The sequence below is a fragment of the Nocardia grenadensis NBRC 108939 genome (assembly GCF_001613445.1).
Classification (GTDB): domain Bacteria; phylum Actinomycetota; class Actinomycetes; order Mycobacteriales; family Mycobacteriaceae; genus Nocardia; species Nocardia grenadensis.
This window is the reverse complement of the sequence record NZ_BDCJ01000033.1, coordinates 1-4,637: the sequence shown is the minus strand read 5'-3', so window position 1 is coordinate 4,637 and position 4,637 is coordinate 1. Positions and strand designations below refer to the sequence as shown.

Annotated in this window: 3 protein-coding genes; all 3 read left to right on the top strand. The window is 59.2% G+C overall.

Annotated elements, in window-relative coordinates:
* Positions 1 to 2,404 (top strand): transglycosylase SLT domain-containing protein (locus NGR01S_RS28045; protein WP_157107469.1); only part of this gene is annotated, 2,404 nt, incomplete at its 5' end.
* A 73-nt stretch (positions 2,405 to 2,477) separates the two neighbouring features.
* On the top strand, positions 2,478 to 3,425 hold the full coding sequence (locus tag NGR01S_RS28040) for a hypothetical protein (RefSeq protein ID WP_063042108.1): 948 nt from the start codon (positions 2,478 to 2,480) through the stop codon (positions 3,423 to 3,425).
* A 9-nt stretch (positions 3,426 to 3,434) separates the two neighbouring features.
* A partial coding sequence (locus NGR01S_RS28035) for a Gp37-like protein (RefSeq protein ID WP_063042106.1) occupies positions 3,435 to 4,637 on the top strand: 1,203 nt, incomplete at its 3' end.

The following is a 4,637-nucleotide window of genomic DNA, read 5'->3' as shown; positions in this document are numbered from 1 at the left end:
GATCTCGCTGATCATTATCGCTGTCACGGCCTTGATCGGCTTCATCGTCTACCTGGCCACAAAGACCCAATTCTTCCAGAACGCCTGGCGCATCACCTGGAGCTTTATCAAGGTCGCTGCCCTGGCTACCTGGAATTGGCTCAAGGACACCTGGAACGGGGTTTGGGGATTCGTCACCGGCGTGTTCAGCACCTGGTGGAATACCTTCTCCGGCTTCTGGACCGGGGTTTGGAACGGCTTGAAGGATGCAGCTCAGTTTGTCTGGGATTGGATCTCCGGCGGCTGGAAGTTCGTCTGGGATACTGTCAAAACCGTATTCACAACCTGGTGGAACGTCTTCTCCGGGTTCTGGAGCGGGGTATGGAATGGCCTGAAAGACGGAGCAAGCGCGGTATGGGACTGGATTACCGACGAATGGGATTCGCTCTGGAGCTGGGTCTCCGACAAGTGGGACACCTTCTCGACGCTCTTCAGTGCCGGCTGGAATGCGCTGTGGATCGGAATCAGGGACTTCTTCACCGGAATCTGGGACTGGATCAAGGAAAAGTGGGACGGCTACTGGCAGGGAATCAGTATCCTCTGGGAGCGTTTCAAGAACAGCTTCAAGGAGACCTGGAATAAGTTCTGGGACTGGGTGAGAGACCTAATCGGTGGAATTCTCGACAAGGTCAAAGAGCGGATGGCCGAATTCGTCGGAAACTTCACCGGGGTGCTGTCGGACCTGATCACCAAGGCGACCGAAATCTGGAACAAGATAAAGGCCGTTTTCGCTACCCCGATCAATTTCGTCATCGATATCTGGAACAACCACATCGCTGACAAGATTGGCATGGGTGACAAGAAGATCAGCCGAATCGATGGCTACGCAGATGGTGGTCCGATCAGGGGTAAGGGTGGCTCTCGCGCGGATCTCGTGCACGCCATGGTCAGCCCCCGCGAGTACATCGTCAATGCCGAGGCAACCAGCCGTAACCGTGCGGTCCTGGATGCCATCAACTTCGGCGGCGCGCGGGCTCAGGTGGACAACGGAGTGCCGGCCTTCCGCGATGGTGGCCCCGTTGAATGGATGGTGGGCTGGGTCAAATCCCGGAACCCGAACATGGGCGTCACCAGCGCATACCGCAGCACCAACGATCATCACGGCGCGGGCAAGGCGGTGGACTTCGGTCTGCCTATGGGCCCTGCCGGCATCGAGGGTATGCGGGATTTGGCCACCGACATCTCGTCCACCTGGGGCAGCAAGACGCTGGAACTGATCTACGGCAACGGCTTCCAGGGCAATATCAAGGACGGCCGGGGTGTCGGCGACGGCATGGGCTTCTATGGGGCCGACACGATGGCCGAGCACAACAACCACGTTCACTGGGCTGTCGATCGGCCCCTGGATGAGCAGGATCGCGGCGGAATTATCGGCGTCATCACCAGCGCTGTGAATCAGGCTCGCGAGCTGGTGTCGAGCATCTTCTCCCGGATGACCGATCCGCTGATCAATGCCATCCCGAATCCGTTCACACCTGGCATGGGTGACTGGGGCGCTATCCCGAAGCAGTTCGCCGGCACGGTCCGAGACAACATCCTCTCCCTGATCAAGGGCAAGGAGACAACCTCGGTCGGCGGCGGAGATATCGGCGGTGTAATCCCGGGCGGCGAGCGGATGCGGATCATCGAGGAAGCGCTCCGGATCACCAGCACGCCTCCCCCAGACGACAAGGACTCCTGGCTGCGGGGCATGAACACCCTGATCGAACGGGAATCCGGCTGGAATGCGGGCGCGGTCAACAACTGGGACTCCAACGCTGCTGCGGGTACGCCTTCGGGTGGACTGGCGCAGGTGATCGGTCCCACGTTCGAGTCGCACAAAGCACCCGGCTACGACAACCTGTTCGATCCGGTGTCCAACGTCGCCGCCTCTGTCAACTACATCAAGTCTCGATACGGCTCGATTCACGCTGTCCAGCAGGCGAACGCCAACATGCCCCCACGGGGCTACAAGGATGGTACGAAGCGCGCCAAGCCGGGTCTGGCATGGGTTGCCGAGGAAGGGCCAGAGCTGCTGAACGACGTGCTCGTGGGGCAGAACGGTCCGGAGGTGCGCCAGTTCAAGGGCGGCGAGACGGTCACCCCGTTTGATCAGACCCTTCAGCGCATCCAGAACGTCAAGCTGGGCGAGCGCTCGATGGAGGCGGTCGGCAGCTTCTTCAAGGCCAACTTCGATCAGTTCACCCAGGACGTGACCGGCGGAGGCATTGAGAGCGGGGCACTGCCGCAGCTACTCAAGCAGTCCATGGAGTACGGCCAGAAGCTCGATGCCCAAGGCGGCGTCCATTTCCATGTGGTCGACGTCGACGAAGCGCTGCGCAAGTACAAGCAGATGCAGCGTGAGCAGACGTACGGCCTGATGTAGCAACAGCCAAAAGGGCGGCTCTTCCAGCGATTTGGAGGGGCCGCCCTTTTGCGTATCCGAGAAAGGCCCGCACATGGACGTACCCGAACAGCTCGAAATCTACTACGTCGGGTCGAACGGGCAGAAATTCCACTGGAGCGGCGGCGAGAACGAAGGCAACGAAGGCATCAAGCTCGCTGCCGGCAGCCTCGGGACCGCGATCGAGGACATGTTCGAGGCCCCGTTCGAGGCGATCTATCAGAGTACGGCATTCGAACTCGGCGGCCACTACCAAGGCATGCGCGAGAACATGTTCGAATTCACGCTCGCCTTCAATACCCGGGCAACAGCGGATCGACCCTGGCGCATCAACTGGAGCCGCTTCCGCAAGGCGATGGACGGCCGTAAAGACGGTGAGATCCACGTCAAGATCGTCGGCGAATCACACCGCTGGCTGAAAGTCCGGCTCCGCTCGCAGCCCAAGCTCAAGGTCAACACCGATCCGAACAATATGAAGTACGGCCTGGTGCTCGTCACCTTTGTAGCCGCCTTCCCGCGCTGGATCTCCGAGGACTGGACTGACGAGGCTGTCGCCGAAACCGATACCACACTGCCGGAGACGGATCCCCAGGAAGAAATCCAGTACGTCCAGGTTTCCAACCCCACCAACTGCGAAGCCTGGATCAAATGGACCTGCCAGGCCGGCAACGCCAACATCGTTTACACGCTCCCGGATTTCTCCTTCGGCGATGACAGATTCGACCGCAAGGAAACAGACGCCGACCGAATGGTGGAACTCCCGGCGCTGATAGTCGGCGAGAACATCGTGGTCGATACCGACGAAATGACCATGGCCGGCCAGGTGAACAGCTCCCTGGATACGCAGGTCTATCAGCGGATGAACGGGCGAGAGTTCTTGTACCCGCTGCCACCATACACAGATCCGATCAATCTCCCGGTCACATTCCAGGACGCGCAGATCGGAAACAAGATTCAAGTACGAGTTCCCCGAACCTGGTCAACACCCTGGGGACTCGATTAGGGGGCACGCATGGCCGTAACGAGCATGGACGCGGACCAGGTTTTCTGGGACATCGTCAACCGCGAATTCGATCAGCGGGAAAAGCGACTCCGCCCCCCGGTTATCAAACTCTACGACGGCAACTGGACTCTGCGTGGCCGGGTCAACCACTACTACAACGCCAGTTTCACCGAGGTCGAGTGGGAAACCGGAATTGGCCGCTTCGAGATGCCGGAGGAGCATTACCTTTCGAAGTGGGTCGTCGATCACGAAACTCGCGAATTCAAGAACATCCACGTCTCCTGCGAAAAGGATGGCGTGCGCTGGACTGGCCGGCTCGATCACTGGGAAGTCGAGAAGACGAACGACGGAAAAGTAGTCATTCGTTGCGTCTTCAAACACGACTACGAAGAGCTGAAGCACATCATCTTTTGGAGCAATCCGTTCCTCCCGGCCGAGTTGCAGTTCCCGAAGATCTGGCTGCTTTTCGGGACGGCAAAATGGGTGATAAAAACCAGCTTGCTAGTGAACATAATGCGACTCGAATCGTCGCTCTGGATGCTCCCCGACAACCCGCTCGACGCCAGCCAGTGGAACGACTTCAACCAGGCTAATTGGTCCATGGTGGTAAAGCCGGATCTGGGCGAGCCGGATAACTCTCCATTAGCGCTTCTCTACGCCCGATTCCAGTACGCGCACGACTCCTGCGTGGACATCGGAGAAGATGCTCAACTAACTCCGACTTTCCGCAGGTACTTCGAAGGCGATGAGCCCCCCTGGCCCGGTGCGAATTTGCGTCACGGCTGCCTGGTTATTGACATCGAGAACAACTCCGGACACCTGACGGGCACCAGCTTCGGCGGCTCACTCTTCACCGGCCTTATCCACGCCCTCATCTCGGTCGGGTCAAATGGCCTGCAAGAGGGCGTCGACATCATGGATGACCCGGCCTGGCCCGAGGAGTACTACGAGTCCGGATGGAAGGGCACACTGCCGGTCGCTCCGGGTCTCATCTACCGCGAGGGCGAGCACACCGGTATTCAGACCAGCCTTTTTCACGCCAATCCGGCAAAGGACGTTCAACACGTAGTTGGTGGCCACTCGATGCCGGGCGTAAACGAGCTCATAAGCGCATCGATTCAGCTGGCCGGGGACCTCATAGCGGCAATCGTCGGAATACCTCCTTTGGGCGGCGTTGCTGATGCGATCCTAAAGCCGCTTTACGAGGATGTA